The sequence below is a fragment of the Corynebacterium qintianiae genome (assembly GCF_011038645.2).
GTDB lineage: Bacteria > Actinomycetota > Actinomycetes > Mycobacteriales > Mycobacteriaceae > Corynebacterium > Corynebacterium qintianiae.
Genome location: NZ_CP064955.1, coordinates 1,580,356 through 1,605,361, shown reverse-complemented (window position 1 = coordinate 1,605,361; position 25,006 = coordinate 1,580,356). Strand labels below are relative to the sequence as shown.

Here is a 25,006-nt window from a genome sequence, read left to right as displayed (position 1 = left end):
GGATAGGCGCATACTCCCCAGAAAGGTTTTTTCAATGCAAAGTGTTTCAGGCCCCTCGGATCAACAAGTTTCTTGGACCCTGCGACAAGGAAGCAGCGCGGTCATTCATGTCAGAGAGCATGGCCTATCGACCATGACAACGAAAGACGACGGACCGGTATATTTGGTGGCACAAGGGTCCGACGCGGACTTCCGAAAGCTTTCGCAAGGTTCGGGCTTTGCTGTCGATGAATTTCAGGGGGTTGAAATCAGAGCCGCGATGAGAGCGGAAGGCAAAGCGTATCCAACCCTTCTATTCTTGGAATTCGATGGAAATCGGAACAGGATTGGCGAGCTGAAGTTCAAAGCCAATGGGTGGTGGCGAGGCAAGTTTTTAGATGAAACAGCCTTTATCCTCCCTACGATTCGCATCGCGGGTAGCGGAGAAGTCAGCGTTAGCGCGTTACACTTTGAATTCTCAGAGAAACTTGAACTTACCTCGCCCACCCGCATCGCCGAGGTTAAAGAACCTACGAGCGATATCCTCGGCGGAAAACGTCGAAGTGCTCAATTCGAGGATGCACTCGAGAAGCTTAAGAATGCAGCTTCAGATGTCTTGGCTTTAACTAAAGGCGATACGAAGAGTGTTGGAAATGATGTCCCCCAGTTCCCTACCGCCGAGACAGATAGATCAAAGTACCGCGAATCGTTGGTTAAGAGTGTCTTAGAGGCAATGGCTGCCGGCCTACCGACATCAAACGGAAGTCACCACCACGGTGTTATTCCCGCCAGAGTGGGAATCATAACTGACGAATACATGTTTAATTTCTACCGGGATGTATTCGAAGAAACTATCTACTTGTCTCCTGGCAATTTCGAAAAAGTTATCGATACTGTGCCGTTAGATGCGATCCTTTATGTTACTTGCTGGCGGGGGATGGCCAATGATGAGTGGAAAGGAGTCAAGTTCCGCGAGAGGCCCAAAGCGGCGCTAGAAGCGATTCTCGAATATGCTAACAAAAACTCGATCCCAACGATTTTCCAGTCCATAGAAGACCCATCTAACTTTGAATACTTTCTGCCAGTAGCCGCTAAATTCGACTTTATTTTTACGAGCGATGCAGAAGTAATCGAAAGCTACAAACGCGAACTTGGCCACTCTAGGGTGTACTACGGTGAGTATGGCGCAAACCCCGCCGTTAATAATCCCATAGGAAACTCACGCGTTTCGCTAAATTATGCTTTCTTTGCAGGATCATATCCCGAACGGTATGCTGAGCGGACTGCAGACATGCAGACCGTTTTTGACTCCGTGATTAAAACAAACGGTTCACTAGTGATCCTCGATCGCAACTTTGACATCGAGGGTTTCGATTTTCCAGGCGCGTACCAACGGTTCATTCTGGGACCCGTAAGCCACGAGCGCTTACAGAAAATCCACAAACTTTTTCAAGTGAGCCTGAATTTCAATTCGATCAAATCCAGTTCAACCATGTGTGCGATGCGTGTTTACGAACTTCAGGCCCAAGGTTTACCTATCGTATCCAACTACGCAAGATCCGTCTTTAATAAGTTTCCCGAGATTCGATTAGTTCCCCAAGAGACAAATCTGTCGCTCTTTAATGATGAGAACGAGTACATCAGGGAACTCGAAGTAGCTAATAGAATGGCCACATCCCTGTTTTTGGAAAGGTCGAGCTACGCGGTTGTGGGGGAAATGGCGAGAATCTGCGGTCTTCCCCGGGCCCTGGATCGTAATTCTGAAATATTGGTAGTCGCTCCGAATGAGCAGCTGGCGGAGATTACCAAGCTGGTCCAGGGACAAAGTGGGGTTTCCGCAACGGTCATGGGTTTATGCGATTTCGACGCGAGCGTCTTAGACAGTTACGGTTATGTGACTTTCATGGACCCGAGATTTCCGTACTCGCGCCACTATCTTGCAGGTAAAATGGCGGCGTTTGTGTACACGAACTGCCACTTCGTGACCCAAGCGGGAGAATATGATCCAAGTGGGAGCAGCATTTGCAAGACGGTGGCTAATGAGTACACCGAGTTAGCTAACAGGCGCGAGCTCACCCTTGTATCCACGGATCATCCAGACGCCTTTGCTTTTGTTAGTGGTGGAGTTGGATTTATTTCTGGCAGCGGGTACCAGACTCCTTCTTACGATGTGGGATTCGCGGAATGGGACGCTAAAACTAGTAATGCTTCACTCGAGTCCACACCGATTATTACTGTCATAATCCCCGTGTACAACAACGGTAGATTCCTAGCGGCTAAATGTTTGCCGAGTTTACGGCGTAACGACAGTTGGAGCCGCATGAAAGTTTTGGTGGTGGACGATGGCTCAACTGATGTCGAAACGCTTACGATTCTTAAAGAATTAGAGAGCTTATACTCGAACATCTCGACCTTTTACTTCGGCGACGGAGGTAGTGGGAGTGCTTCTAGGCCCCGAAACAAGGGAATAGAACTGGCCGATACTGAGCTAGTTACATTTCTGGACCCCGACAATGAGATTAGTTCCGGCGGGTATGACTCTCTGATTGCTACGTTCGAACGTAATCGGGCTGCAGGTGAGCCGACCGAATTCGTTAGTGGATACCAATTGAAGGTTGGAGAGACTGTAAAGATTACTGGTAAGCATGCGCGAGGTGGCGCTGTCACAGTGGACAACCCGAGATCTCAATACTTCGAAAAAGGAAAGTTTCCGGTGGTTTCCACGCAGGCGGCAGTGATAAACAGCCGTTTTCTCAAGCGTGAAAATCTGACATTCATCGAGAACGCTGTTGGTCAGGACACGCTTTACGGTTGGCAGGTCCTAATGCGTGCGAATAGGCCAGTTTTTACGGATGAGGCTTACCTCATCTATTACGCGGAACGTTCTGATTCGGTGACGAACCAGGTAGGAGAGGACTTTTTTACAAAAAGTCATACCATGGAACGAGCGCAAGTCCGAATACTGAAGGAACTCGGAATCTTTGAGGCTTACAAGCAGCACCAGCTTCCCAATTTCGTTAGGAATTGGTATGGAGAAAAACTTCGGAGGGTCTCAGCCGGTGAACGGCGCCGCGCAATGGAACTAGTAGGCGGAATTTGTGCGCTTTACGGGTATGAATACAACCAACTCCTGGGCGATGCCTCGGAGGAGAATAATGGCGTATAAACATGTCAATGAGGTGCGAAACAATGGTTGATATTGGGGTAGCAAAACGGCAGCAGCTAGGAACTTGGTGGACCCCGAAGGCAGATGACTTGAAGGTCGCTGAAGAAATTGTTAGTGGAAATCTGACACTCGACCCGCACCCTTCTTGGTTTTTTAATGGCGAAATCAGCTGGAATGCGGACCCCTTCCAGCAGCAGAATTGGCGATTTCAGCTCCACTCCATGAAATGGTTAGATCCATTGAGGCGGGTTGCGCTTTCAGATGATCGTTTTCGCAAGCAATATGGCGATGCATGGTACGACACGGTACGCGACTGGTGTAAGCACAACCTCGAAACCGAGGACGACTTCGCTTGGATGGACATGGCTGATGGTCTGAGAGCGATCACCTTCACTTTGGGGGCTGCCTTAGTTCCAGAAAGTGAATTCGAATGGTTCACCGACGTGATCAAATTCCACGAAGATAGGTTGAGAGACAAGTCGCGTCGAGTAAGCGGTAACCATGGACTCCACCAGATTCAGGGCCTATTCGTTGTTGCTTCATTTCTTGGCAACAAGCAAGTTCAAGAGGAGGCTGTACGTGACTTAACGGCTCTATTCGAGGATGAATTTGACGCCCAGGGTACAAATTTGGAGGGCTCGTTAGCATACCACGATCTGAACTATCATTGGTGGAACCTTGCAGCTCAGCGGGTGCAGGCTGAAGGCATTCCGTGCCCTGAGGTGTCAAGTAGATTGCAAACGTCGCGCGGTAATTTAGCGCATTTTGTTCGCCCGGACGGCTATCTCGAAACTATTGGCGATACTCCGCCAGGCAGACCGCTCTCGGATGACGATCTAGAGACTACAAAATTTGCTCGGTCTCGGGGATCGGAGGGAATGCCACCCGAGAAAAAGAGCATATCATTGGATGCAGGGTACGCCGCGGGCAGAAGCGAGTGGGGACGGACTCCGTGTCAATTCCGAGATTCGAGTTTCTACACGCTGAGATGGGGTACAGAGGCTATTCACGGACATGATGACGCGAGTTCGGTTACCGTCTTTTCAAAGGGGGTCCCCTGGATTGTCGATCCGGGAATGTTCGCCTATCAAAGAGGAAAGGAGCGACGATACTTTAAGGGGCGGTCGGCACATAACCTTCTCATTGCCGAAGAGCGAGACCCTGATGCGACAGGTGCGGTACTAACCGGCCACTCTAGTACTGAAGATGGCGAGTCATACGTTGTAACGAGCAACGCGTACGATGGCTACGTCTTGGAGCGGCGAGTAATCTATCTCCGGGAGTTCGATGCCCTAGTTATTAGCGACTCTGCTAGAGATTCGAAGGAAATTGATCCGAACTCAACCCTCAACTTTCATCAATTGTGGCATTTCCACCCCAAGACTGAGGTGAGGGTTGGGATGAGAACGGTTACCCTTGTAAACGACGGTGCTCACCTGTCGATGCGCTGGTTGAAACGTCCCCGATTTGATTTAGTTGGTGGTGTCGAAGATCCAATGCAAGGCTGGTACTCACCACATTACGGCGAAAAAGAAGCATCCTCCGTTCTCGAAGTCTTCCCAACTCGACGGGGTGATCAGTCATGGCTCACGGTCATTTCCTTGGGTGAGTACGAGATATTTCCGATAGACATTTCAGAAGTGGCCGGTGATATCTCATTGAAATGCGAAATCGACGATGCCAGCGTAAAAGTGGTATCTAAACGGACTGGGGAGTTCACACTCGCTGAAGGGCAATAGCCTCTGTTTCGATATTGAATAGAACTCTCCTAAGCTGGCCCGCTCGTTCGATTATTGCATCGTTGCTAATCTTTTTGTTGAAAAAGCATTTCGTCCAGTACGTATCCGAATGGTCGATACGTGGAGCTCATCAATCCGAGAATTTGAATTTGCGTGCGGGAGAGTTAGGGAGATACTCATCAGAATGAGTCATAACAACGAAAAAGTAGTTATCGAAGCAAATGGATTGTTTCGAGTAGAGGTTAGACCGACCTTTTCTCACTATATGCGCTCCGCATGGAGACGTCGGAACTTCATCGTAGCTGAAGCTAGGAGCGACGCATTTAGTATTTCTAGAGGAAATGCTTTAGGTAAGTTTTGGATTATATTAGATCCGCTTCTACAGTCTTCAGTTTACGTCATAGTATTTGGGTTGATTCTCGACTCGGTTCGCGGAGTAGAGAATTTCGTAGGCTTCTTGATAATCGGTACTACGTTCTTCGGCATATTTTCCAAAGGCATAACGTCAGCCGCGGGAATGGTTCAGAAAGCCAATCCTCTAATATCCACATTTAAAGTTTCACTACTAGAGGTGGCGCTCGCTTCAACTTATCGGCAATTTCTGGACGGCATCGTTCCGATGGGGGTTGCGATCTTGATCGCCCTGGCGTTTCAGCTCAATGAGACTATCCCGTTTCAATTGGGTCTCATCGTGCCACTGTATTTCCTTGCTCACATTTTTATTCTGGGGACCCAGTTATGGGTTGCGCGAGCAACTGCTTTTCTACCGGATTTGAAACAATTGGTAAGCGTCGGAGTCCGGGGTCTCTTTTTCTTGTCCGGTGTATTTTTCACGGTGGACCGTTTCGACGCAGATCCCCTACTCGAATCTATCGTGAAGGCAAACCCGATATATCAGTTCTTAGACATTGCACGCAACTGCGTTCTCTATGGTGAAACGATACCTTTAGAGCAGTGGCTTTACGTTTTAGTTTGGGCGGTTATTCTTGGCTTGTCCGGGATGTTGTATGCGTGGAGGGCAGAGGGAATCTATGCCTCAATCAAGTGAAAAGACTACCGTAGCCGTTACCGGCGTAAGCAAATCATACAAGTTAGCTAACGCTCGGGGGCTTGGATGGTTTCGACAGGATCAGTCTTCTGCAGCAGTTGCTGCCCTGCACCCGATTTCGCTCGTTGCGCGCTCCGGTGATTCAATAGGACTGATCGGTCAAAATGGCTCGGGCAAATCAACCTTACTCAATATTATCGCAGGGAATGAGCGACCCAGTACTGGTGAAGTCTGGGTCTCGTCGTTGCCGACGCTTTTGGGTGTGGCTCCCGCACTCCAACCGCACCTGACAGGACGAGAAAATGTCCGTTTAGGGTTACTAGCCTTGGGTTTAGAGAAGTACGAAGTGAACGATTTAACTCCGAAGGTGCTCGAGTGGTGTGAGCTCGTGGAAGCAGGTGGTAGGCCCATGAACACCTACTCGTCGGGTATGAAGGCGCGGCTCGTGTTTGGAATTTCAACGGCAGTACCTCGGGAGATTCTTCTTATCGATGAGGCGCTTTCGACCGGCGACTCAACTTTTAGTGCTAAAGCAGAACAGCGTATGGAAGAGTTCCTAGCAGATTCGGGCACCTTGTTCTTGGTTTCGCATTCTCCCGAGACAATTGAAAACTTCTGCAACCGTGCTATTTGGCTTCATGACGGAGAAGTTATCGGCGACGATGATCCCTATTATTTGTCCCGAGAGTACAAGCGTTGGAGTCGCCACACCGCAGCAAACGGAGCTAATAGCGCGGATTGGGCCATTGAAAACCGTCGAGCCAGTTACCTAGCCCCAGAAGTGATTCTGCGAGGGACACAAAGCACGGGTAAACATCGGCGTTAGTGGCGAAAGGATCGTCGTGGTCAAGTCCTAGGTAGTGGTGTATTTGCTTTTCGAATCTGTGGTTAGTGTTGGGCTGGTTGTTGGGGACCGTCTCGGGGATGATAGCTGGTGGTGATCATGCTGGAATCTCTTTGTTGTCGGTAGGTTTGTCGTCGATGACCCCGGCGGTGTTGACCTCTTTGGTCTGGGTCAGGCTAGTTAGCGGCATGTAGCGTTTCTGCTGGATCCTTCTCACTCGTGTTGTTCCGCGAGCACGGCACCGACGAGTCGGATGACGGCATCACGGTTCGGAAAAATCCCCACCACATCGGTACGCCGGCGGATCTCCCGGTTGAGACGTTCGGTGGGGTTGTTTGACCAGATCTTGGTCCACACACTCTTTGGAGCGTTCGTGAACGCTAGTAGCTCGTCGAGTGATTCCTCCAGGCAGTCAGCAACATGAGGGAATTTCTGCTGGCAGAAATCCACCACCTCACGGGCCTGGGCCCACACACTGTCAGCGTCGGGTTGCTGGAAGATCGTGTGAAACATCGCAGACAACGTCGGCCACTGCGTTTTCGGCACCATGGAGGAGAGGTTCTTCGCGAAGTGAGTCCGGCACCGCTGCCAACTCGCCTGCGGTAAACAGTCATTAACTGTCAGCGCTCTTTGAAAAGTAGCCCAAAACGCTCCTCGAAAAGTAGCCCACCCGGAAAAGATTGGATGGGTGATTTCATTGGAGGAATGGGCGCAGATCCGATACCTGCGTGGGCAGGGTCTGTCATTGAGGAAGATCGCGGCCGAAGTGGGCTGTGCGAAGAAGACGGTGGAGAAGGCTTTGGCTTCAGATTCGCCGCCTTGTTACAAGCCACGGGATGCCAAAGGCACGAGTTTCGATCCGTTTGAACCGCAGGTCAGGGAACTTCTCGCGGAAACACCGCAGCTTAATGCCAAGGTGTTGGCTCAGCGAGTGGGCTGGACAGGCTCGGATTCATGGTTTCGCAAACACGTTGCCAGGATCCGGCCTGAGTATATGCCCGCCGACCCAGTCGATACCCTTACTCACGCCCCGGGGCGTGAGATCCAATGTGATCTCACTTTTGCACCGGGTGGACTACCTGATGCTGATGGGGTCTACCGCGCGTTGCCGGTGTTGGTGATGGCAGCCTCGCATTCTCGCTGCGGCGTGTGTGCTTCCCTCGCGCACGACTGATGACTTGATCGCCGGGATGTGGCAGTTGATAACACGTGATTTCCAAGCGGTACCAGATCGGCTCGTGTGGGATCACGAGTCCGGGATTGGCAAGGCGAAGCTGTGCGAGCCTGTTGCCGCATTCGGCGGGGCGCTGGGCTGCAGAATCGTTCAGACCCCACCGCGGGACCCGGAATCTAAAGGCATCGTCGAGCGCACCAACGGGTACATGAAGCGTTCCTTCTTCCCCGGGCGCCGGTTCAGCGACCCGGTGGATGTGCAAGCCCAACTTGATGAGTGGTTCACCACAATCGCCAACGCACGCGTTCACACCACGTTGAAGGCCACACCGGCGGACTTGTTCGCAGCTGATCAGTGGGCGATGCGCCCCTTGCCACCGTATCCGCCGGTGTTCGGTGTCAGGCCCGCGGTGCGCCTGCCACGTAACTACTACGTCACCGTTGACACCAACCAGTACAGCGTGGATCCGACATTCATTGACCGACTAGTCACTGTGCGCAGCACGCTTGATGAAATCGCCGTGACCGGGCCACCGGTGAACCCGCCGCGGTGCACCCACGCCACTGGGGCCAGCACAAGGTCATCACCGACCCCGCCCACACCCAAACTGCCCGCGCCATGCGCCGCGACCTAGCTACGGCGGGCGAGAGATTCCAGCCAGATACCGCTGTTGACATCGCTGACCTATCCATCTACGACCACATCGCCTAACACGGCCTCAACGCCCCACAAACTTCAAGGAGAGCTCTTTCGGACCTGACCCCTTGGTGGTGGACACGCTGAAACCAGCATCTCGCTGGGAAAGTGAGGTACCTTTCCACCATGCCACGCAAGACCTACACCGAGCAGTTCAAGCGTGACGCAGTGTCGTTGTACGAGTCGACCCCCGGAGCCACGATCAACGCGATCGCCTCCGATCTCGGGGTCAACCGCAACTCCCTGCGCACCTGGCTCGACGCCTTCGGCACCGGCACCAAAACCAACGCCCACGGTGAAAAAGTCGCCAGCCCGATCGCCGCAGCCAACAGCGAACGCTCCCCGGCTGAAGGACTCTCCGATGCCGAGCGGATCCGCGTGTTGGAACGCGAGAACGTCAAGCTCCGGGAGGTACGAGAGATCCTGCGCAAGGCGGCCAAATATTTCGCTTAAAGAGACGAACTGGTGAACCGCTTTCAGTTCGTTGATGACCACCGAGACTTCTACGAGGTCAAGCGGTTATGTGAGGTCCTGAAGGTCAACCGGTCCTCGTATTACAAATGGAAATCTGCTGCTCCTGCCCGCCGGCGACGCCTCGTCGCTGACGCGGCGCTGGGAGCGAGGATCAAGGCCGTGTTCACGGCCGAGAACGGCTGTTACGGGGCGAAACGTGTGACTGCGGCCATCAACGCCGATCCCGTCAACGACCGGGGCAATAGTGACCGTCTCAATCACAAGCACACTGCCAGGTTGATGCGGCAGATGGGTCTTTTCGGCTACACCAGGAAACGCCGGGTGAAGACCACCGTGTCCGCGAAACGTGCGCCTAAATTCCCTGACCTTCTGAAACGCCGGTTCACCGCGGAGAAACCGAACAAGGTCTACGTCGGCGATATCACGTACCTGCCGATCGCGGACGGGTCGAATATGTACCTGGCCACGGTCATCGACTGCTATTCGCGGCAGTTGACCGGTTTCGCGATCGCCGACCACATGCGCACCGAGTTGGTCGAAGAAGCCCTCACGATGGCTCACGGGGTCCGAGGTAGCCTTGACGGGGCGATTTTTCACTCGGATCACGGCAGTGTCTATACCTCTGAGCAGTACCGGAGGTTATGTGAGCGGTTCGGTGTCACCCAGTCGATGGGTACGATCGGGACGAGCGCGGACAACTCGTTGGCGGAGTCGTTCAACGCCTCGTTGAAGCGGGAAGTCCTGAAGGACGAGCCTGTTTTCGCCAGTCAGCTGGTGTGTCGCCGGGACGTGTTCCAGTGGTGCATCCGGTACAACACCCAACGGTTGCACTCGTGGTGTGGCTACCGCTTGCCGAACGCCTTTGAAGCCGCCGAATCAGCTACACTTACTATCGCATCTTGATTAAATCCCCGTGTCCACTTTCCGGGGTTCGGGCCCGGCCCAGGCCCGTGAGGTGGTGGATTTCTGCCAGCAGAAATTCCCTCATGTTGCTGACTGCCTGGAGGAATCACTCGACGAGCTACTAGCGTTCACGAACGCTCCAAAGAGTGCGTGGACCAAGATCTGGTCAAACAACCCCACCGAACGTCTCAACCGGGAGATCCGCCGGCGTACCGATGTGGTGGGGATTTTTCCGAACCGTGATGCCGTCATCCGACTCGTCGGTGCCGTGCTCGCGGAACAACACGAGTGAGAAGGATCCAGCAGAAACGCTACATGCCGCTAACTAGCCTGACCCAGACCAAAGAGGTCAACACCGCCGGGGTCATCGACGACAAACCTACCGACAACAAAGAGATTCCAGCATGATCACCACCAGCTATCATCCCCGAGACGGTCCCCAACAACCAGCCCAACACTAACCACAGATTCGAAAAGCAAATACACCACTACCTAGGACTTGACCCCGTTACGGTTTATCTGAGTCGAATCGAGATCGCCATGGTTAATCAAGATTTCAACCTAGTGCTGGTGCCTCCTGTTGTCTCCGGGTGGTTCGTGGGGCAGCGGGCCGGGGAGTTTACTGCCGGGGTGGCGGTGGGTTAGGAACTCCGTGGGGAATGGCACACTATTTCGGACGTATCAGCGCAGGGGTTGGAGAATGTGATGGGCATTGGGAAAGTGCTGGGATGGGCCGGGGCGCTTCTGGCCACGGTGATGGTTGTTCAGGCGGTTTCGGCCGGTGATCCGGTGAGCGTCGAAAAGATCGTCGACGGCGACACCCTCGATGTCCGCCGTGAAGGCGAGACGACGCGCATTCGTCTGCTCAATGTGAACACGCCGGAGATTGGCCGCGATGGTAAGCCGTCAGAGTGTCTGGCCGAGGATGCCCGCGACTACCTCGCTGCATTGCTGCCGGTGGGAACGACGGTGGAGCTCGCGTTTGATGAGGAGCGGGAGGACAAGTACGGCCGCACGCTGGCAGGTGTGTTCCGTGACGGATCGCTGGTGAACGCCGAGATTGCGCGGGAAGGTTTAGGGCACGCCGTCAACATTGCGCCCAATGACCGCTTTTACCCGGACGTTCTCTCGGCGGAGCAGGAGGCGGCTGCGGCCGGGAAGGGGATTTCGACCCTTGGCCCGGAGTGCCTCGTCGCGCCGCAAGACGCGGAGGTTCTGAACAATGCCCAGGCGGCCCACGACGAAGCCACCGCTGTCATTCCGCTGCTGTCTGACCTCGACGATGACTACACATTTGGGCGCGCCGGGCGGGTTTCTGCCCGTCTGACGGCTGTGCGAGAGGCGCTCCGTGCGCTCGACAGCGCCTCGGAGCGGCAATCCGAGTTTCAGAAGGGCGTCTACGGTGACCAGCTCCAACAGGACGTTGAGAGACTGGGCGGTGATCTCGCGAAAGCTCAGCGCCAGATCGACAGTGCGATCATGGTAGAAGAAGATCGCAGGGACGAGGCGAGGCGTGCAGAGTTGGCTGAACAGGAGCGTCAGGCCGAGGAAGCGCGCGCTGCGGAAGAGCGCGCCGCGGAGGAACAACGCAGGGAGGCCGCGCGCCCTGCGCCTGCAGCCCCGGCGGCACCCGCCGCACCAGCGGGGTCGGGTGGCGGCGGAGACACGTACACGGGGTGCCGAGCCTATGGCGGCAACTACGCCTTCACGTCGGTGGATGACAACGGGCGACGCTATGCCAAGATCGACTGCGCGACAAAGGTGCAGAACGGCTAACGGCACGGCGATGGTGACGGCCATTTCTGACTAAGGTCGGGGCCATGAGACGTTCACTAGTTGCACTCAGTGCCGCGAGCGTGCTGGCCCTTTCCGGGCTGCCCGTCACGGCAAACGCTTTCGAACTTCCGCAGGAATCGTCCGCGGCCGGGTCGGCGGGGCTGGATCACGCGGTGCACTCGTTTTCCCAGACGAGTTCCAACACCGTTGGGCAGTGGGTCGAGCGCGCGGGGCTCAATCCCGGATTGTTTCCCGGTCTGCTCCCGGTAGATCTTCCTCGCGGAGGTTGCGCGCCACAGGACTTTGATGCCGTGGTGCCGGGGTGGCCGAATTTCACCGGCACGTCCGTGATCTGGTGCGATGGCCAGTGGGCGATTGCCGGCGCAAACCAGACGGACTGGCGTGTCTTCTTCCACCACGACGGTGAGCGCTGGAACGCGCTGCCGCCGCGCGGGACGAAGAGCACTGGAATGCAGCAGGGGTGCTTCAACGGCATCGAGCTGCACGAGCAGGGCGCCCCGCAGGAATTTGTGGACCGGGCACCGATCTGTACGCCTGAGGAGATCGGGAACTTCCCCTCGTAATGAAGGTTCCGTTTTCGGGCCGTCCCGCGTCGTGGGTGGGCGCGGGGCTGGTGTTCGGTGCCGTGCTGCTTATCATTTCGCCACAGGCCCCGAACGGGCAGCGCGGAACGCTCGGGTTTGCCCTTCTCGCACTCGCGATGGTCGTGCCCTCAGCGTGGTGGCTAGTGTGCGAGGGCCTCGGCGTTCGCCGACGTTACTGGGCGCTGGTGGGGGCGGCATCGGTGCTCATCGGGGTGGTTGCCTTGATGCTTTTCCCTGCCTCGGAGGACACTCCGTTCGGGGTTGCGTTCTTCGGGTGAGCGGGGAGGGGTACGGGCTCGGGGTCAATTACGGGACAGGGGCATCCCAAACTCTCGCGTACTCGTCGGCGAAGAAAGGCCACAGAAACTCTTCCGCGTCGGCCGCCGAGTTCAGCTGGCCGGTGAATTCGCCCCAGACCACGAAGTCGTGTTCAATAGGTCGTCCCGCACGATCTTTTCGCCCCTCAGGATCCTCGATGCGGAATGCTACACCATCTTTCAACCTGCAGAAAGCGGGGCACGTCGCCCCCAAAGAACTCGTAGATTCCTCGTAGACCAGTAGTGGGTCTACAAAGCCACCATCTTGCAAGAACCTGAAACCCCAGTTGAGGCCCCGCGTCGCCCAGATCACTTTCATTCGGTTGCCCTCAAGAGAATGCCCTTTTCCTCCGCTTCGGCGAGGCCCCGCTGCATGCCGAGCAGAGCGGCCTGGGCATAACTCTTGTTCTGCCTCGCCTCGGCTTCTAGCTCTCGCAACCGCTCAGCGCCGAAGGTTGCCGCAGCGAGGAACGCTTCGAGGAATGCCTGTTGTGCCGCAAACCCCGGAACCGGAATTGGCAATGCGCGTGCCAAGCGCCCCGCCACCGCTCCGATCGCCTTAACCACAGAAGGGGTGTCTTCCGTCAGCGCCGCGACCGCATTCGCCGCTCTTGCCAACTTCTCCACGGGGACAAGTTTTCGGTTTTCGATCTTGGCAAAGCGCTCTACCGGGAGCAACGTGGCCAACGGAACGATGACATCCAAGCCAATGTTTGTCGTAGTATCCACGTCCCCGGGGGAAAATTTCGCGGATGAGAGCAGGAGGAAGTCCTCGCCCAGTGACACCTTGCCCCCTAAAGCGAACTTTTGCAGAACTGACCGTAGCTCATTGAGCTCATCTCCAGCTTTAAGAACTACCAATTCCTTGAATTCGATGGCGGACATTTCAGGCATGACGTCTGCTTTGGAAAGCGTGATGACCCAAATCCGTGGGAAGTTGACCAACTTCTTCTCATCCGACAGCAGCTCATCTTCGAGATTCTGGATGCTGCTCCGGAAGTTACCGAAGAGGCTTTTCAGATACCGGTCTTCTTCACCCTGGTAGGAATTGAGTTTGTCCGCGTCGACGAGAATCAGTGCGACGTCAGACTCGAGTAGAGCTTTGAACGTATTGATCCGTCGACGCTCTTCTTCTGGGCCCGAGGTGGTTTGCTCGAACCATTCTCCTGGGTAGTCATGCCATGTGAGGTCAACACTTTTCAGAGTGACTTCACCGGTTTCCTCCGGTGACTTCAGCGCGATCCGGAAAGGATACTGCGACGCTCGGAACTTATCCGGGCGGGGCGGGGTATCTTCCTTTGCCATCCCCAAGTAGTCCTTGAACAACTTTGTTCGATGGGTAGCGTCGGTGCAACGCACTGTGTAGTGATCCGAAAACTCAACTGATGGATCCGTGGCGCGGCCGTAAAAAACGCTTGCCAAAACAGTTTTGCCGCTGCCACTCTCACCGAAAACCGCGAGCTCTTGGTTGACCTTACGGTCGTTCAAATGTGCCATACGATTCAGGCTAAAAGAATTGCGCGGTTCGTGTCGGATAATTACCTACGTTCACCCGAAAGGACGCAACCCCGGGGGGGAGGCGGACGTTCGCGCGACCTGTCGTTCCGCGCCGCTTTCGACGGCGTTGGGGGAAACGTCGATAAGCGTGCTGAACGCGGAAAGCCCGCCCAGGAACTTGCTTCTGGGCGGGCTGAGGAGCCGGGTTCTAGTAGGAAGCCGGCGGGTCGGAGGCGGGGAAGGACTCGTCGATCTGCTCGTCAACAAGCTCGTCTTCATCGAGAGTGCCGTCGTTGCCGACACCCGGCTTGGAGGTGTCTTCCTCGTGCTCGGCGGGGTTCTGCTTCGGATCGCTCATGTTTCCTCCATCGGTGGGGACAGTTCGTAAGTTCCGAGAATACACGGGTTTCGATGGGTGGCGGGTGGGCATTGGCGGAGCTCGCCTATCGGCACGGGATAGGGAAAGACCCTGTCCCGCACGGGCAGGACAGGGTGAGGATGAGTCGGTCTAGCGGGGGTCGCGCTCGCAACCGACCCCATCGCCGTTACTATCCAGGGCGGGCCGGTAACCAGCTTCGTGGCTGCGGATCGGCCGACCCAGCGAGTTCCACACTGCCGTGCAGTTGGCGTAGTACGCACCGCTCGGGGCAGGTGCGGGGGCGGGTGCGGGTGCGGGAGCGGGCGCCGGTGCAGGAGCCGGTGCCGGAGCAGGCGCGGGAGCAGGTGGCCCGGGAATGATTCCCGGCAGGGGGTTGGGGATGAGCCCCTGCTGAATCGCCCAGAACCCACCGCCGGCAATCAGCCCCGCTACGGCCAGGATGCTGGCAACGGCGATTCCCGCAATCGCCCCGTCGGAGAGTTCGCTGGAACCCTCCGTTGAAGTAGACGAGCTGGAGGAAGAGTCATCCGGTGCAGCTTTGGTCGTAGTGGCCGCGGTGGAGAGATTCGCGGATTCTTGAGAGTGGGCCACCGACAGGGACGTGACAGTCAACGCAAAGGCGGTGGCAAGGGAAATGCAAGTTTTACGCACCGGGAGATAGTAAACACATGCACACTTTCCGCGCGCGGTTTAATACCACCATTAGCCTAAACTGGGGGTGGATTTTGAACGTACCGTTATGCCTATGGAATTTTTCAGTCACGACGACGTTCTTGCCCGCCTAAGCCCAGCCGCTGCGGTCGATGCCCTTCGCGCCGCGCTGAAGGCCGGGTTCGATCCCGCCACGGATCTACAACGGGAAAAGGTTGCGCTTCAGCGCGGGCAGATGCACATCATGCCGTCGTCGCTGCCGCGCGTTTCAGGAATCAAGGTGCTCACCCTGCAACCGGAGGACCATGACCCGTCGCTGCCGCTCATCCAGGGCCAATACCTGCTTTTCGACGGCGCCACCCTCGCTCCCGCCGCCGTCCTCGACGGCGCAGCGCTGACAGCCCTTCGTACCCCGGCCGTGTCGATTGCGGGGGTCAAGCCGTTGCTCACACGTGGTGAGGGCGAGTTGAAGGTAGCGATCTTTGGCACCGGCGCCCAAGGTGTCGGGCACGCTGAGACGATCGCTTCTGTGCTCAACGGCGTACGCGCCGCGCGATTCAGCTACATCTCGCGCAGGCCGGCGGACCTGCCGGGATGGGTCCAAGCTGGATCCTCCGAAGCGCAGAACGCGGTAGCGGAGGCGGATCTGGTGGTGTGCGCGACGACGTCGTCAAGCCCGCTGATCTCGCTTGCCGACGTCCGCCCCGACGCGGTAGTCATCGCAGTGGGGTCGCACACCGTCAACGCGCGCGAGGTGGCCAGCGATTTGATGGGGGCCGCGAATGTGATTGTCGAGGATATCGAGGTCGCGCTGCGCGAGGCGGGGGACGTCGTCCTCGCAATCGAGGAAGGGGCGCTTCCGCAGTCGGCGCTGCTACCAATGAAAGACGTGGTCACCGGCGCGGTCGCTCTCGACCCCGCGCGGCCGACCGTGTTCAAGACCGTCGGCATGCCGTGGGAGGACCTGGTGGTGGCGGATGCTGTGGTGGGGGCGCGGTAGGAAGCTACTCGCAGGCAACCCCGTCGCCGTCGCGGTCCAGCTTGCTGGCGTAGCCAGGCTGACCGGCATACAGCGGTGTCACACCTGCGGCGCGCGCCTCGGTACAGTTCGCGTAGTAAGCAGACTGCGCGGGAGCCGCAGGAGCAGGAGCAGGAGCTACGAAGCCCATTGGCCGGGTGTCGGGATCTGCTGCTGGTGCCTGCGCCGGTTCGGGCTCAGGGGCTGGTTCCTGCACCACGGTAGGCTGAACCGTTTCCGTTGTTGTCAATGTGTGGGTTACAACTGTGGTCGCAGTGACCGTCGTTCCCGGCGCGGTCACGGTGACGGTGGCGGGAGTCTGCGCAGAGGTTGTGCCGCCGCAGGCAGTGAGAGTCAAAGAACCGGAGGCGAGAAGGAAAAGGGCAGCGAGACGCTTCATGGATTGTCCTTTAGGGGGGCTGAGTGGTGCCAGGACAGTCTTCCCCCAAACTGTGAGTCCCGCTTGCTCAGAGTGAGGTGATTTCTGTCACCTGTAGTTCTGTGTACTACTGACCTTAGTGGTGCCGACTGCCTCTGCGCATTGTGAGGCCCACACCGACCTACCCCGCCGGGTAGTGCATCGGCGCGCCGGGACCCAGCGGAATGCCCAGGAAGTACCAGAGCAGGAAGAACAGGAACCAGCCGACAATCATGGACAGGGCGTACGGCAGGGCAAGGGACATCAGGGTACCCACGCCGGCTTTCCGGTAGTAGCGCTGCAAGAAGGTTAGGGCCAGGGCGAAGTAGGGCGACATCGGGGTGATGATGTTGGTGGGAGAATCCCCGATGCGGTAGAGCATCTGGGTGACCTCGGGGGAGACACCGACGTACATCATCATGGGCACGACCACCGGAGCCATCAGCGCCCACTGCGCGGAACCTGAGGTAATCAGGAGGTTGAGCAGGGCGACCATGGCGACGAATGCCGCGAATAGGACCACGGCGGGCAGGTCCCAGCGCTGGAGCAGCTCGGCTCCCCGGATCGCCGTCCAGGGGCCCAGGTTCGACCATTGGAACCAGGCGAGGAACTGGGACACCGCGAAGAAGAGCACCAGCATGGGCAGCAATGTCTGCAGGCCCTTGGCCATCATCTCGGGGATGTCGGAGGAGGTCTTGATCGAACCGGTGACGAGGCCGTAGGCGAGGCCGGTCAGGAAGAACGCCAGGGCAATCGGCACCGCAATGGCCTGGATCAGCGGCGACTGCATGAAGCCTTCCTCCGGACGAGCGAAAGGGGACGCGGGCACGAAGAGGAGGGCGAAGTAGGCCACGAGAAACGCGAGCAGAGCTAGGCCGGCGGCCTTCAACCCCCTGGCCTCTATGGGGGAGAGGGTGAGGGAGATGTCTTCGGTGTCGTTGGTGGGGGCGTCGATACGCTCGTGCTCGAAAGAGACCTCGTCGTGGTCAATAAGCTGGCGCGCCTTTTTGTCCACGAAGAACTCAGTGACCGCGGTGATGATAAGCGAGAGCACGACCGCCGACGGGATGACGAAGAAGATGTTCGCCAGCGGCGAGACCACGTAAGTTTCGTCGACCATCTGCGCGGCGGAGGTGGAGATGCCTGCCAGCAGCAAGTCGGTGATGTTGAGGATGAGCGAGGCGTTGAAGCCGGCGCTGGAGGCGGCGAAGGCGACCATCGCGCCGACGATCGGGGAGCGGCCGACCGCGTGGAACGCCATCGCGCCGAGCGGGATGATGATGACGTAGATCGCGTCCGAGGCGACCGAACCCGTCACACCCGCGAGGGCGACCATAAACGTCAGCATCGCGGGGGAGACCTTGCCCACCATCGCGCGGATCATCGCGGACAGCAGGCCCGTGTACTCCGCGATGGCCACTCCCAGCATGACCGCGAGGATGACACCGAGCGGCGGGAAAGAGATGAAGTTCTTCACCGCGTCCGTGACGATGCGCGAGAGGTTCTCGGTAGTCAGCAGTGATTCGACGGAGATGGTCTCACCGGTCGAAGGATCGGTGGCGGCCATGCCGATGCGGTGGCCAATCCAGGATGCGGCGACGACAACGCCGGAGAGGATGACGAAGAGCCAGAACGGGTCGGGGAGCTTATTGCCGATCTTCTCGATGGCGCCGAGGAAGCCTCCTTGTGAAGCATTTTCCGGTTCTCGAACAACAGCAGCGGTTGAGCCCGAACTTGATTCCGGTGTCGTAGTCATTGGTTCACTTCCATTCGGGGGTTAGGGCTTTATCCAGACAAGACTAAACCAATCTGCACCCCGGAAATTTTTTTAACCAGGGATCTACGCGTGTGGGAAATGAACGTGCCAACATATCTACATGGCTCCACATGGTGAAAGAGGCGAATGGGTAACGAAGCAGGTTTTCGTACCCAAGGGAATGAAACTCGCGAAGGATGGCAGAAACGCCAACCTCCTGACTGCATCGAATCGGCTCAAAGGACCCGCCAAGATGAGGGATATAAAGCAACCCCCGGCTAAACCTGGCGAGGACTTGATCGCGCAGCTTGTTTACGTCGCGGTGGTCGATATCGGAGTACCGCTTGTCACAAATTGGGCTCAGAACAAGGCGCTCCCGGCAATCCACCGCAAGATGATTCTGCACAATCAAAAGAAGTCCTCTGAGGACGCCACACAACCCGCCATCAAAGCGCCTGCTCAAGAGAAAAAGATGTTACTTGGGCGCTGGCGAAAGCAAAGTAGTGGAAACGGCGGCGACTACATAGATGCCGAAGTTGTCGACCCTAACGCACAATCCACGAAGGAGTGGAGGGCCTGGATTTTCGAGCTTATGGGACAAAGCTACATTGACAAGAAAAGTGCTGAGAAAGCCGACAGTGTGCTCGATCAACATGTGGGAGAGCACCTTACGGCGGACCAATTCTTGGGCCTGCTGCCTCGCCGAGTCAAGAAGGACATAGCAGAAGCCGCCGAGGAAATTGAGTTACGTAGGCTCGAAGACGTCTTCGGACCTGACTCCGAAAAGCAAACGGCGTTCGAATGGCGCAGGTGGTTTCATTCGGAAAAGAAAATTGATACCTCGATCAGAGACGCGCTTGACGACATCTTGACCGAGAATAATGAGAGAGAATTCTCAATGAACCAGTTGCTCTACCTGCTGCCGGAAAACCTGCAGGACTCCCTGATGCATTCGCTGTCTGATATGGCCGCCGAGTTTGAGAGACGACAGTCAATTCTGATGACTTTGGACCAGTGGGAACAGTGGGTCACCCAGCAAATGAGCACGGGTGGAATGGACGAGAAGCTGGGGAAAGCTGCTTTGAAGACCCTGGAGCGATCAGAGCACGAGCAGCTGACGGCGGCAACTCTGGTTGAAAGTTTGCCCCCTAAGCACCGTGAACCATTTGCCTCCCTGATCCAAATAGGTGACCCACCGCCCGGACATGGCGGGGCGCTAAAGCAGTAACCGCCCCGGTCGCCTTCGCCTCGAGGGTGAGCTCGCTCCCGGCGCTGGACGTGCTTAAGGGACAGTAGTCAAATGTCTAAAGTAGACATTCAACAGCATTTTTCAATATTTCGGCCCCATTTCGGCGTAGGTGTCTATTTTCGGTTCTGGCTCAGACCGTAGAGCCACGTGGCGCACCGGGAGACACCACGCGGTGTGGATGCTTTCGGCTACCCGGCTGGTGGTCTTATGCGCGGGACCCTGGGAAGTGGCGTCGCTAAGCGCATGTCGAAGTAACCGCGGTATGCGAAACTCTTGTGGTCTGTATGAGAAACGTGAGGAGAGAAATGAGCACGGTGCAGGAAACTGGAAGCAGGCGGCGCGGAGGGTGCGCGAGCGTGGTGCTGGGCATCATCGCGCTGCTGGCGATCGCGGCGCTTGCCCTGGCGCTGCTGCGGCCCGCGCTGTTCGGGCTTGGTGGCGAAAAGATCACGCAGCGCGAGATTGGAGCGTCGTTCCAGCAGATAGCGGAGCTCTCGGTGGAGGAGTACGTCTACTCCAACGTCGGCACCTTCGACCAAGAGGGGTTCAAAGTGGTCGGACGCACCGTGCCGTTCACCGGGCGCAACTTCCTCGTCCAGTACGACGGTTCGGTGAAGGCGGGCCTGCGCGACGCCGAGCAGGTGAAGGTGGATGTGGACGATGCGGCGCAGTCCGTGACCGTCGGCGTGCCGCGCGTGGAGGTCACGGAGAACACCATTGATCCTTCCACCATCGTTGTTTACGACCAGTCGCTGAATCCGCTCAACCAGGTCAAGGTGGAGGATGTAACTGAGTTCCTCGAGGAACAGGAGAAAGTCGCCGTTGACAAGGCCGTGAATAGCGGGTTGCTGGAGCGCGCCCAGACCCGGACGGAGGAACTCCTGCGCAGCCACGCAGAGGTGCTCATCGACGGCACCAACATGGCGGGTTACCGCGTCGAGGTGCGCTGGGTGTAGAAAGCCGCCACCGGGTTAAAATCCGCGGTGTGAATGCCACCGAATTAGAACCGATGCTGCAGGTCGTCTACCGCGTGCTTGAGCTGATCGGCGTGTTCCTCGCGTCGCTCGTCGGCGGCACCGTGGCCAGGAAGATGAAGTTCGACATCATCGGCTTTATCCTCCTGGCCATCGTTTCGTCTCTGGCGGGTGGCGCGATGCGCGACACCCTGATCGATTCCGGGCTTATCGCGGCGCTGGACAACCCCGAGTACGTGTGGACGGCCATGGCCGGCGCCGCGGTGGCGTACCTGACCCGGCTGCGCGGGTTCTTCTGGACGATCATCCAGTACCACGCCGACATGGCCGTGCTGGGCGTGTGGGCGGTGACGGGTTCCACTAAGGCGCTGCTGCACGGCGTCTCGCCTCTGGGCTGCGTCCTCATGGGCGTGGTCACCGCGACCGGCGGGAGCATCCTGCGCGACATGATGTGCGGGCAGGTGCCGGCGGTGCTGAAGAACCAGCAGATGACGGTGATTCCCGCGGTGGTGGCGGGCACCCTCAACGTCGTGCTCTATCACTCCGGGCACGACGCGTGGGGCATGATCGCCTCGCCGGTCGTCGCGTTCCTGCTGGCCATGCTCGTGTACTGGAAGGGTTGGTACGTGCCGGCTAAGCAGGACTTCGCCCCGGTCAATGACCTGGCGTGGAACCTGAGGCAGTCGTTTAGTGGCGTCGAGAAGCAGCTTCGCAAAGCCGCGCGCAAGGCCGAGCCTACGGAGGTGCGCAACTGGCGCCACGAGAAAATGGAGGAAATCGACGAGGAGGAGAACCAGGAACTCGCCTCGATCGAGGGCGCGGACACCGGTGATCTGCGGGAGTCGCCCACGCGCGAGTCGGTGCAGGACAAGCTGAGCCAGGATCCCTCCCGCGACGAGTTCATCGACGCGCTCTACCGCGCGTACGTGAGCACGGACAAGGACTCCGACTCGGGGTGGCTCAGGCGCAAGTAACATCGGGCGCATGGACCTCTCAACACACCTGGGGCAGTGGCAGGTAGACAACGTTTCCGCCGCGGTGATTGGTTCCACCGAGGCATCGTACGGCGACGAGGACCGCGTCTACGAGCTCAAGAGTGTGACCAAACTTCTCGCCGCGTACAGCTTTCTCATGGCGGTGGAGGAGGGGGCGTTCTCGCTTGACGACGCCTGCGGGCCCACCGGGTCGACCGTACGCCATCTGCTGTCGCACGCCTCTGGAGTGGGGCTGGATTCGCGCGAGCCGCAGAAACCAGTGGGGGAGCGGCGCATCTATTCCTCGGCGGGTTTCGAGATTCTGGACGACTTCCTCACGGAGTGCTCCGGGATGAGCCTGGGCGAGTACGCGCGCCTGGGCGTGTTTGAACCGCTCGGCATGTCGACGGCCGAAATATATGGCTCGGCCGGTCACGAGGGGAGGGCGTCGCTAAGCGATATGCGCGCGTTCGCCCGCGAGCTCGCGTCGCCATCGCTGTTGAGCGAAGAGACGCTTAGCGACGCCTTTGCCAACCAATTCGGAGACCTACGCGGTGTCGTTCCTGGTTATGGCATGCAGAAACCGTGCCCGTGGGGCCTCGGATTTGAGATCAAGGGGGAGAAAGCGCCGCATTGGACCGGTGAGAATATGCCTGCCGATACCGTCGGGCATTTCGGGATGTCGGGAACGTACCTGTGGGTGGTGCCGGCGTGGTCGTCGTCGCCCGCTGCGGGGACCGCGATGGTGGTGCTGACCGACCGCGATTTCGGCGACTGGGCGAAGCCGCTGTGGCAGGAGACGAACGCGGCGGTGTTTGCGGAGCTGTAGCGGTTGCCGGTTTTGCGGTTGCCGGTTGTGCGTCGCGCGGGCATGATCGGGGTGCCTAGTTTGCTTTGCGACTTTGGGGGGTTTCGGGGTGGCGCGTTTTCAGTTCTGGGGTGTTGTGGTTGGCGCAGCGTTTGTGCTTTCCGGGTGCGGGGTTTTGGAGGGCCCACCGGCGCCTGATGTCGGGGAGTCTGATGACGCGGGCTCTGCTGCGGAGGGCCCCGCGCAGCCGGCCGCGGCGGAACCCGCGGCCTTCCATTTCGACAGCGGTGACCTGGTCTTGGGGCCGTTCGACCCGGAAGATGTGAAGGACAATCTGTTCGACCCGTGCACAGAGATCTCGGATGCGGAGTTCGCGGCGGCGGGGTTGGTGAAACGTCAAGAGCAACCGGGCCACCAGATCGATTCATCAATCAATAGCTGTTCACTAGATGCAGGCGCTACTAATTTCTCGATCCTGCTGGTAGCTAACGCGTTAGATAAAAACGCAATCGAGAGTGGGTCGCCGGTGTTCGATTTTGAGGTGAGCGAATTACCGCAAGCTTTCGCTTTCGGATCTCCGGTTGATTCAATTTCGATGTGCGATGTGGCTGTCGAAACGCGACGCGGGACTGTCTCCGCAAGCGTGTCCACCGTGCGTTCCACGGACGCCGTTTCGGAATTGTGCCCTACCGCCGCGAATGTGATCATTTCACTATTCGCCCTCTAGCAGAAACCCTAGTGTCACTTTAATGTGCGTAGATCGCCACCTCTCTCCTCAGAGCGCCACTAGTGTCGTGAGGGAATCTCCTGAGGGGGCCGAAAGGGATCAGGGGTCTACGAGGTTAAACTACAGTGGGGGAAACATTGATTCTGAATCTAGACACCAATTCTGTTGAGAATGCCGTCACACAATTACGGGATACCGCGACGCGTATTCAAGACGTAGTAGCTGCTTCGGCGCGAATGAGTCTTGCGGGATTCTCCGCGGTGACAGGATTGAGTCAATCTGGCATCTCGCATGGGAAAATTTCCACCGTTAACCAACCTGAATCAACCCAGGCATTCGCAGCGCACCTCCTCGACGCCGCAACCATCCTCCAAGCCAACCTCGACAACGTCGTCGGTGCGGACGGGGCGATCTCGCGGTTCGTCGGGCGGATCGGGCTCGACAACCAGTTCGGGAGCGATGCCGCGAACCTGGAACTGGACCTGAGGATGGCACAGGCGGAGAACCCGACCACGAACCCGTTTATGTTCGGCCAGCCGGTGGCGGGATATGTTCCAAGTTTGCAGATCCTGAACGGACAGTTCTACGCCACCGACCCCACGCGCGCGGCCTCCGAGGCGGCGGCGTGGCAGTCGACGGCCGCGAAGATTACGGGGATTGTGTCGGAGCTTCATGGCGTGGTGGCGTCGCTAAGCGGATCGGCCGAAACGGACTGGGTGCGCGAGGCCATCGAGCGGGTCAACCGCATCCAGTGGGCGGGCGGCCAGTATGCGGCGCACGCGACCGCGATGGGTGTGCACACCGGAAACCTAGCCACGGTTGCGGGTGCTGAGAAGATCGCGACGGCCGCGGCGTATTCGACGTGGCTCGCGGCGCCCCCGCAGGGGAAGCCAATTCTGGAGCAGGCGTACATGACGGCCTTCACGCCGCGCCTCAACGCGGGGCTCATCCCCACCGTTCCGGCGTTCAACCAGCTGCTTCCTCCGCTGGACGCGATGCCCGGTACGGCGTACCAGCCGGAGGGGGTAGAAGCGCCGCCGACACCGTCGTTTAGCAGGAGCCCGCTTCCCCGGATCGTGCAGGAGGCGCTGTCGGCGAACGGGTTTGAAGAGATTGCTTACGCGGAAACGCCCGCGCAGGTGGTGGAGCAGTTCGGCAACGCCTCGCCGCAGGTGATGGACGCGATCAGCGCCGCGGCAACACCGACAGAGGCCGCGTCGCTGGCCACGCTGCCGTCCGCGCCGATGGTATCCGGGCCAGGCTCGCTGGGCGCAGGATCGCTGGGTACAAGCGGTATGGGCGCAGGCGCGTACGGGCAGGGTGTGAGCCCCGCTTCGACGGCGGCGGGTTTCGCGCCGGGAGCGTTCGGGACTGGCGGCGGCGCGCACCGTGCCGGGGCGCGCCGGAACGAGCGCAAATCCGAGGTGGGTTCCGCGCTGGGGTCCGCACTGGGTGCTGCCGCCGGCACCGGCACCGCCGGGGCGATGGGTGGGTTCGGCCGAGGTTTGGTCGGCGCGCCCGGTGGGGCGATCGGTACGGGTGCGGCGCCGGTGGTTCCCGCGTCGGCGACGGGTGCGGCCGGAACCGGTGCCGGGGCGCAAAACGCTGGCCGCGCCGTCGCGATGGGCGGGCCGATGGGCACCGGCGCCGCGGGCAACCAGGGTGGTGGTGCACGCAATCGAAAGGTCCGCGCGGTCACCAGCGCGGTCGAGAGGCAGGGTAATCTCCGAGCGCTCCTGGGTGAGGCGCCCGCGGTGCTCCCGGACGTTATCGGCAGCAACGTGCGCGGCCCGCGGTAGTGGGCTTATAACACTAAACGCATTTATGGTGGGCG

At 58.2% G+C, this 25,006-nt stretch carries 21 protein-coding genes and 3 pseudogenes; 18 read left to right on the top strand and 6 right to left on the bottom strand.

What is annotated here, in order from left to right:
- The first annotated feature begins 133 nt into the window (after positions 1-133).
- The 4 genes from G7Y29_RS07835 (at position 134) to G7Y29_RS07820 (ending at position 6,758) form a co-directional block, all read left to right on the top strand.
- On the top strand, positions 134-3,145 hold the full coding sequence (locus tag G7Y29_RS07835) for a glycosyltransferase (RefSeq protein ID WP_165004640.1): 3,012 nt from the start codon (positions 134-136) through the stop codon (positions 3,143-3,145).
- Between the two features lie 23 nt (positions 3,146-3,168).
- Positions 3,169-4,884: an alginate lyase family protein gene (locus G7Y29_RS07830; protein ID WP_165004642.1), complete on the top strand. Its 1,716-nt coding sequence runs from the start codon at positions 3,169-3,171 to the stop codon at positions 4,882-4,884.
- Between the two features lie 184 nt (positions 4,885-5,068).
- Positions 5,069-5,932: an ABC transporter permease gene (locus tag G7Y29_RS07825; RefSeq protein WP_165004644.1), complete on the top strand. Its 864-nt coding sequence runs from the start codon at positions 5,069-5,071 to the stop codon at positions 5,930-5,932.
- Positions 5,916-6,758, top strand: coding sequence for an ABC transporter ATP-binding protein (locus tag G7Y29_RS07820; RefSeq protein ID WP_165004646.1), 843 nt, complete (start codon positions 5,916-5,918; stop codon positions 6,756-6,758). The genes G7Y29_RS07825 and G7Y29_RS07820 overlap by 17 nt, the downstream gene beginning before the upstream one ends.
- A 115-nt stretch (positions 6,759-6,873) precedes the next feature.
- Here G7Y29_RS07820 and G7Y29_RS07815 read toward each other — a convergent pair.
- A pseudogene (locus tag G7Y29_RS07815) lies at positions 6,874-7,382 on the bottom strand (transposase); the annotation flags it as partial.
- An 82-nt stretch (positions 7,383-7,464) separates the two neighbouring features.
- Here G7Y29_RS07815 and G7Y29_RS07810 point away from each other — a divergent pair.
- The 7 genes and pseudogenes from G7Y29_RS07810 to G7Y29_RS07780 all read left to right on the top strand — a co-directional run bounded on the left by G7Y29_RS07810 (position 7,465) and on the right by G7Y29_RS07780 (position 12,682).
- Positions 7,465-7,950 carry a hypothetical protein gene (locus tag G7Y29_RS07810; RefSeq protein ID WP_196820136.1) on the top strand — a complete coding sequence of 162 codons (486 nt, stop codon included), beginning with the start codon at positions 7,465-7,467 and terminating at the stop codon, positions 7,948-7,950.
- A gap of 64 nt (positions 7,951-8,014) precedes the next feature.
- A complete protein-coding gene (locus G7Y29_RS07805) occupies positions 8,015-8,584 on the top strand; it encodes a Mu transposase domain-containing protein (RefSeq protein ID WP_249399724.1) in 570 nt (189 codons plus the stop codon).
- A 188-nt stretch (positions 8,585-8,772) separates the two neighbouring features.
- Positions 8,773-10,023: pseudogene (locus G7Y29_RS07800) on the top strand (IS3 family transposase).
- 37 nt (positions 10,024-10,060) lie between these two features.
- A pseudogene (locus tag G7Y29_RS07795) lies at positions 10,061-10,431 on the top strand (transposase); the annotation flags it as partial.
- A 297-nt stretch (positions 10,432-10,728) separates the two neighbouring features.
- Entirely contained in the window at positions 10,729-11,799 is a 1,071-nt protein-coding gene (locus G7Y29_RS07790) for a thermonuclease family protein (protein WP_165002766.1), read from the top strand.
- Between the two features lie 44 nt (positions 11,800-11,843).
- Positions 11,844-12,383, top strand: a complete 540-nt coding sequence (locus G7Y29_RS07785; RefSeq protein ID WP_165002764.1) for a hypothetical protein — start codon at positions 11,844-11,846, stop codon at positions 12,381-12,383.
- Positions 12,383-12,682, top strand: a complete 300-nt coding sequence (locus tag G7Y29_RS07780) for a hypothetical protein (protein ID WP_165002762.1) — start codon at positions 12,383-12,385, stop codon at positions 12,680-12,682. The genes G7Y29_RS07785 and G7Y29_RS07780 overlap by 1 nt, the downstream gene beginning before the upstream one ends.
- Positions 12,683-13,036: 354 nt before the next feature.
- On the opposite strand, the gene G7Y29_RS07775 is transcribed toward G7Y29_RS07780, so the two are convergent.
- The 3 genes from G7Y29_RS07775 to G7Y29_RS07765 all read right to left on the bottom strand — a co-directional run bounded on the left by G7Y29_RS07775 (position 13,037) and on the right by G7Y29_RS07765 (position 15,248).
- Entirely contained in the window at positions 13,037-14,218 is a 1,182-nt protein-coding gene (locus G7Y29_RS07775; RefSeq protein WP_165002759.1) for a TRAFAC clade GTPase domain-containing protein, read from the bottom strand.
- Positions 14,219-14,426: 208 nt separating this feature from the next.
- Positions 14,427-14,576: a hypothetical protein gene (locus tag G7Y29_RS07770; protein ID WP_165002757.1), complete on the bottom strand. Its 150-nt coding sequence runs from the start codon at positions 14,574-14,576 to the stop codon at positions 14,427-14,429.
- Positions 14,577-14,726: 150 nt separating this feature from the next.
- A complete protein-coding gene (locus tag G7Y29_RS07765) occupies positions 14,727-15,248 on the bottom strand; it encodes an excalibur calcium-binding domain-containing protein (RefSeq protein ID WP_165002755.1) in 522 nt (173 codons plus the stop codon).
- A 94-nt stretch (positions 15,249-15,342) separates the two neighbouring features.
- Here G7Y29_RS07765 and G7Y29_RS07760 point away from each other — a divergent pair, with 94 nt between their 5' ends.
- Positions 15,343-16,248: an ornithine cyclodeaminase family protein gene (locus G7Y29_RS07760; RefSeq protein WP_165002753.1), complete on the top strand. Its 906-nt coding sequence runs from the start codon at positions 15,343-15,345 to the stop codon at positions 16,246-16,248.
- A 4-nt stretch (positions 16,249-16,252) separates the two neighbouring features.
- Here the strand turns inward: G7Y29_RS07760 and G7Y29_RS07755 are convergent, their stop codons facing one another.
- Positions 16,253-16,666 carry an excalibur calcium-binding domain-containing protein gene (locus G7Y29_RS07755; RefSeq protein WP_165002751.1) on the bottom strand — a complete coding sequence of 138 codons (414 nt, stop codon included), beginning with the start codon at positions 16,664-16,666 and terminating at the stop codon, positions 16,253-16,255.
- Positions 16,667-16,826: 160 nt separating this feature from the next.
- Positions 16,827-18,440 (bottom strand): AbgT family transporter, encoded by a 1,614-nt coding sequence (locus tag G7Y29_RS07750; protein ID WP_165002749.1) that lies wholly within the window; start codon positions 18,438-18,440, stop codon positions 16,827-16,829.
- A 181-nt stretch (positions 18,441-18,621) separates the two neighbouring features.
- Between G7Y29_RS07750 and G7Y29_RS07745 the strand changes: the two genes are divergently transcribed.
- The 6 genes from G7Y29_RS07745 (at position 18,622) to G7Y29_RS07720 (ending at position 24,971) form a co-directional block, all read left to right on the top strand.
- Positions 18,622-19,668, top strand: a complete 1,047-nt coding sequence (locus tag G7Y29_RS07745; RefSeq protein ID WP_196820133.1) for a hypothetical protein — start codon at positions 18,622-18,624, stop codon at positions 19,666-19,668.
- A gap of 326 nt (positions 19,669-19,994) precedes the next feature.
- Positions 19,995-20,645: a DUF4230 domain-containing protein gene (locus G7Y29_RS07740; RefSeq protein ID WP_165002745.1), complete on the top strand. Its 651-nt coding sequence runs from the start codon at positions 19,995-19,997 to the stop codon at positions 20,643-20,645.
- A 29-nt stretch (positions 20,646-20,674) separates the two neighbouring features.
- Positions 20,675-21,637 (top strand): trimeric intracellular cation channel family protein, encoded by a 963-nt coding sequence (locus G7Y29_RS07735; RefSeq protein WP_249399723.1) that lies wholly within the window; start codon positions 20,675-20,677, stop codon positions 21,635-21,637.
- 10 nt (positions 21,638-21,647) lie between these two features.
- Complete coding sequence (locus tag G7Y29_RS07730; RefSeq protein ID WP_165002744.1) at positions 21,648-22,466, top strand: serine hydrolase domain-containing protein; 819 nt, start codon at positions 21,648-21,650, stop codon at positions 22,464-22,466.
- Between the two features lie 88 nt (positions 22,467-22,554).
- A complete protein-coding gene (locus tag G7Y29_RS07725; RefSeq protein WP_165002742.1) occupies positions 22,555-23,172 on the top strand; it encodes a DUF3558 family protein in 618 nt (205 codons plus the stop codon).
- A 236-nt stretch (positions 23,173-23,408) separates the two neighbouring features.
- Positions 23,409-24,971 carry a hypothetical protein gene (locus G7Y29_RS07720; RefSeq protein ID WP_165002740.1) on the top strand — a complete coding sequence of 521 codons (1,563 nt, stop codon included), beginning with the start codon at positions 23,409-23,411 and terminating at the stop codon, positions 24,969-24,971.
- The last annotated feature ends 35 nt before the right edge of the window (positions 24,972-25,006 follow it).